The organism is Microcystis sp. M113S1 (assembly GCF_020246945.1).
In the GTDB taxonomy this organism is placed as follows: Bacteria; Cyanobacteriota; Cyanobacteriia; order Cyanobacteriales; family Microcystaceae; genus Microcystis.
The window spans coordinates 1-4,664 of record NZ_JADBSA010000313.1; the positions used below are offsets into that span (position 1 = coordinate 1).

Below are 4,664 nucleotides of genomic sequence, written 5' to 3' on the forward strand. Positions count from 1 at the left end.
AATTGACCCCCTGAAAATGGGTAAAACCCCACACCCCACACCCCACACCCTACACCCTACCCCCACGAAAAACTTTTTCAGCAGACCCTAGTTAGTCACAAAAAATGCGCTAGACAGTTAGGCTTATTTCCTGTCTTAACGCATAGGTTAACAGACTAAATCAAAGCCCGATAACGCCCCAAAGCCAGTAGAGGAAAATACTGCTGATAGAAATGATATTTCAGGTAAAAATGACAGGGAAAACCTGTGCCGGTGAAGTAATCTTCATCCCATGTACCATTTTCTTTTTGGGTAACAAGAAGATAGTTAACGCCCTTTTCAATCACTTCTCGCTGATAATTGCCGGTGACTTTCCCGACGGCTAATAAACCGATTAATGCCCAAGCAGTTTGGGAAGCGGTACTATTTCCCTGTCCTTTAAATTTAGGGTTATTGTAACTAAAACAGGTTTCACCCCAACCACCATCAACATTTTGACAACTGCTTAACCAATTGGCTCCTTTTTGCAATTGATGGCGATATTTATTCGGTTCCAGAAAAGCCAAGGCAGATAATGCCCCACTGGTTCCATAAATATAATTTACACCCCAACGACCAAACCAACTACCATCAGCTTCCTGTTCTTTTTCCAGATAATCTAAAGCTTTTTTAACTCGATTTTCCTCCATGTTAACATCACAAGTGCCTAACATTTCTAGAACTCTGGCAGTAACATCAGCCGTATTAGGATCGATCATTGCTTTTAGATCGGCATAGGGCAAAGAATTAAGCCAGTTTTGATCGTTATCGATGTCAAAAGCTCCCCAACCACCAGCTTTACACTGCATAGTAGCCATCCAATTAACTGCCCGTTTCATCACGCTTTTTTTTATATTTTCATCGGGCATTTTAATTAACTCTAAAGCCATCACCACCACTGCCGAATCGTCTAAATCGGGATACCAGCGATTGTCAAATTCAAAAGCCCAGCCCCCAGGGGTTCCGATTTTATTTTTAATCGCCCAATCGCCATAATCAAGAATTTGTTGATCGATTAACCATTGTCCCGCTTTAATCATAGCTGGATGAGCAGGATTTAGCCCGGATTCAATTAGCGATCGAATTACCCAAGCCGTATCCCAAACCGGCGACACACAGGGCTGTACACAATAGGTATTATCTGTCTCAATGGCAAAATTATCCACCGCTTTTAAACCGCGGGCAACAATCGGATCGTAAACATCATAACCTAGGGCTTTTAAAGCTAATAGGGAATTTAACATCGCTGGGATAATTCCCCCCCAATCTCCTGTGTCTTCCTGTCGTTCAATTACCCATTTTTCCGCCGCTTTCAGACTTTCTTGACGGAAGGGAACTAAATCAGTTTTTTCTGCCCATTTAAACAGCCCATCTAACCACAGGAAAACATCCGCCCAATCGTTATTTTTTGGTAACTCATACTTGACATTATTCACCCCTTCTGTATAGAGTTCATCGAGATTAAAACCCATTTTATACACGGGTTTTTTGTCAAAAACAATTAATAAAGGAACCGTACTTCCCCGCGCCCAACTGGACATTTCATAGATAGTAAAAGGGAAATTTTCTGGCAGTAGCATAATCCAAGCGGGGATAGAGGGAACCCCCTGCCAATCGTAACAATCAATCAAAGCGAGGTGCATTTTGGTGAAAATGCGGGTTTTGCTGATGCCACCTTTAGCTAAGATAAATTCTCTAGCTTTTTCTAAAGCAAGATCATTAACGGGAATTCCCAATAGTCGCAGCCCCATGTAGGCTTCCACAGTGGTGCTAAGATCGCCACCATCCCCATAAAATAACTCCCAAGCGCCGTTAGGACACTGTTGCTGACGCAGATAGGTGGCTGCTTTGTCTAGGGGGCGATTTTTGTCAGTTTTCCAGATTTTGTGCAGTAAAATTGCTTCTGAGGTGATGGTGACATTAGATTCTAATTCTGCCCACCAGTAACCCTCAGAGTATTGGGTAGAAAGTAAATAATTTTGAGAAAGTTCGATCGCTTTCGCTGTTTTAGACGCTATTTCGGCGATTTTGTCCTGAATCTGCATTTTTTTTCCGTTCGACAACCTCTAGAGACCACCAGTACAAATAAGATAATCTTATTTACAAAGTTTTTAATAAGTAGCTAAAGAATGGGATTTTGTTCCCAAAGAATCCCGTAAAGGAATCTGCTTTGGTTGCCACCAGCAATTCTCATTTTAAGGTTTCATGACATTAAAACCCTTGCACCTAGAGGGGTTAAAATTCTTTAACGAATCTCTAGATCGCTGAAACAACGCAAAATCGTTTCAAAATGAGAATTGCTGGAGCAACATTAACGGTGTAGTTGAGCCGCCATAGGCAATTTTGGGCTTTTATAGATTACCTGAGTAAAGTCGGCTCCAACGCAGTGTTAGCTTGCACCCCTTATAGGGAGCGATTAACAAGCTAAGGCAAGAACTTTTAGAGGTACAAGAGCTTTGTGAAGAACGCTGGGCTTGGCATTTAGATATATCTCACGGCAATTGCTCTCGTTATATCCAACCACAACAGCCCCTATGGTTGTGCCAATTTCAGGATACATTTCTTGACTCATTTTACCCTCATCTAAAAAATCAGGGATTTTAATTAGCCCCTTGACCAAGGATTCATCAATCTTTACAAAAATACCAAAAGGCGCATGAAATTCAACTTTGCCCTGCACAAACTGACCTAGCTTATATTTTGATTTGATTTGCTCCCAACTTTTGCTATCCATGATGTTTACCGTGATTTAAGGACTCGTGGAAATTGATTTAGGACGGGAAATAGGCTTTGAGGAATAACTACCTCAATGCGTTCGCAGTTATCTTTTTCATCATAGCGAAATTCTAGTTGTTTGAAATATTTATCGTAGTTTGCCTGATCAATAGAAACCTCAAGGATGCCATCTTGGTAGCTCTGGTTAAATTCCTCGGCAATACTTCTGTCATTTGGACCTGCAAAGTAGCAACTTCCATCGACATAAGGAGGGTTATACGGGAAATCAACAGGTTGAAATCCCTCATCCAGCAATTTTTGACCTTTACCTTTTTGAGGAGCTTTGTAAATTGTAATGGTTTGGACGGATTGTAGCTGCTCCGACTGCATATATTGGTATTTTGGCTAGGACAAACAGCAGTATCATAAACTACATCAGTCTTGAATCAGTTTTGGACTATCAAAAATATTTAGAGTATTGCCCTACCAACAATCCAGAAAACGCAAATAAAAATCATATTGCAGAAAAACAACCAAGTATAATTAATTGTTAATCGTTTAGTGGCGTTTCATTTTTTGCTTGTTTCATTCCTTCCTTGCGGGCGGCTGCACGATCCTCGTTAGTGGCAGTCATCCCACTCTGAAAGTAAGGTTCTGCTGCATTACCAATACCATGTGTCCAGAAAAATACGAATGCAGCACCCCCAAAACCTCCAGCCCCTGGCAAGCCAATTTTGAATAACGCAAGACAAATTTGTTGACCAAGCATTCCACCTCCAACAACTGCAAGCATCTCTTTGACTGTTTTAGCATCAATTTTGTACCCATAAATATTACCAATAGCGCGAACCATAAGCATCTGCACAGGTGTAATTGTCCAGATGTCGGCAAACGGTATCGGCATAGGGGCAATAGCTGCGGCAGCCCAAGCACTAATTTGGCGTGCTTCTTTAGCCATTTCTTTACGTTGAGATTCATCTACGTTGCTGAAGTTATCGCCTAGAAATTGCTTCATGCGAACACCATGTTTACCCAGATGCTGAAGTAGCTGAATTGGAATATCACTCATTTGTAAACAATCCTCATTTTAAAGCCAGCATAGCCGCATATCTAGCGAATAAAGTAATCATCTGCATCAATCCTTGATGGACAGTAGGAGCGAAATGCTAATGCAAATTTAGACCCATCCATTGTTCTGTAGACTCCACGATATTATGTCCCGTATTTAGGGCTAACCTCAATAGAACAACTAACGAGGGTTGCGGGGGTATAAGCATAGCCTTTGTTAGGGAATGGTAATTCCATCATTAAATATGAAATCATGCCAAGCAAAGTAGAGGAAATAGCGGTCTTGACAGGTTGACGGATCATAAGCACTCCAATGAAGTTTTCTAATACTAACTTTATGGGGACTAATACCAATTTTCAATAGTCGTGACTAACATCTGAAAGTGCAATTCCTTTCTCCGAGAGGGATTGCACTTTGAAATGATCAACTAAGTCTGTCATTACTTTTGAAAAATGATATAATGGCTGAGTTTACCGGCCATTAATGATATTGCTCCTTTGTATTTTTGTCAAGCTAACGGCAAAGTTGAGCGGCGGCGATCGCCTCTCAACTCAGCACCAAAATCTCTAATATTGTCCGCTCCAATGATGTGTTATGCCCTGATCGCTCAATAATTATTTATCTTTGCGGTCGCACTTCTCAGAACTAATCAACGCATTGACACTCCTGGGCCTAAAGGCGTGAGGATTCTTGAAGCTCATCACAGCCCTTTCTGGTTTCCGTTACTTAGGTCTTACACGATTATGTCTGAACCGAACCTACTAGAATATCACTTGCTATCTAGTTATCCTTTTTCTGGTTCACTCTCCAAGCGTTTTGGTCTTTCAACCAAGATTTGGGTATGCCCTACCCTATCTGTCTG

The 4,664-nt window shown here is 41.3% G+C and carries 5 protein-coding genes; all 5 read right to left on the bottom strand.

Features of this window, described 5'->3' with window-relative positions; genetic code table 11:
• Positions 1-155: 155 nt before the first annotated feature.
• Positions 156-2,063 carry a squalene--hopene cyclase gene (shc, locus tag IM319_RS15740; protein WP_287736212.1) on the bottom strand — a complete coding sequence of 636 codons (1,908 nt, stop codon included), beginning with the start codon at positions 2,061-2,063 and terminating at the stop codon, positions 156-158.
• 371 nt (positions 2,064-2,434) lie between these two features.
• The gene (locus IM319_RS15745) at positions 2,435-2,752 is read right to left on the bottom strand and encodes an RNA-binding protein (protein WP_149108058.1); all 318 of its coding nucleotides are present in this window, start codon (positions 2,750-2,752) and stop codon (positions 2,435-2,437) included.
• Positions 2,753-2,757: 5 nt separating this feature from the next.
• Positions 2,758-3,123: a hypothetical protein gene (locus IM319_RS15750; RefSeq protein ID WP_149108059.1), complete on the bottom strand. Its 366-nt coding sequence runs from the start codon at positions 3,121-3,123 to the stop codon at positions 2,758-2,760.
• 160 nt (positions 3,124-3,283) lie between these two features.
• The gene (locus IM319_RS15755; protein WP_287676644.1) at positions 3,284-3,802 is read right to left on the bottom strand and encodes a DUF697 domain-containing protein; all 519 of its coding nucleotides are present in this window, start codon (positions 3,800-3,802) and stop codon (positions 3,284-3,286) included.
• A gap of 143 nt (positions 3,803-3,945) precedes the next feature.
• Positions 3,946-4,104 carry a hypothetical protein gene (locus tag IM319_RS15760; RefSeq protein WP_287676642.1) on the bottom strand — a complete coding sequence of 53 codons (159 nt, stop codon included), beginning with the start codon at positions 4,102-4,104 and terminating at the stop codon, positions 3,946-3,948.
• Positions 4,105-4,664 lie beyond the last annotated feature (560 nt).

Coding starts and splice junctions, on each gene's coding strand:
- shc (WP_287736212.1), bottom strand. CDS start 2,063: ATGCAGATTCAGGACAAAATCGCCGAAATAGCGTCTAAAACAGCGAAA.
- IM319_RS15745 (WP_149108058.1), bottom strand. CDS start 2,752: ATGGATAGCAAAAGTTGGGAGCAAATCAAATCAAAATATAAGCTAGGT.
- IM319_RS15750 (WP_149108059.1), bottom strand. CDS start 3,123: ATGCAGTCGGAGCAGCTACAATCCGTCCAAACCATTACAATTTACAAA.
- IM319_RS15755 (WP_287676644.1), bottom strand. CDS start 3,802: ATGAGTGATATTCCAATTCAGCTACTTCAGCATCTGGGTAAACATGGT.
- IM319_RS15760 (WP_287676642.1), bottom strand. CDS start 4,104: ATGATCCGTCAACCTGTCAAGACCGCTATTTCCTCTACTTTGCTTGGC.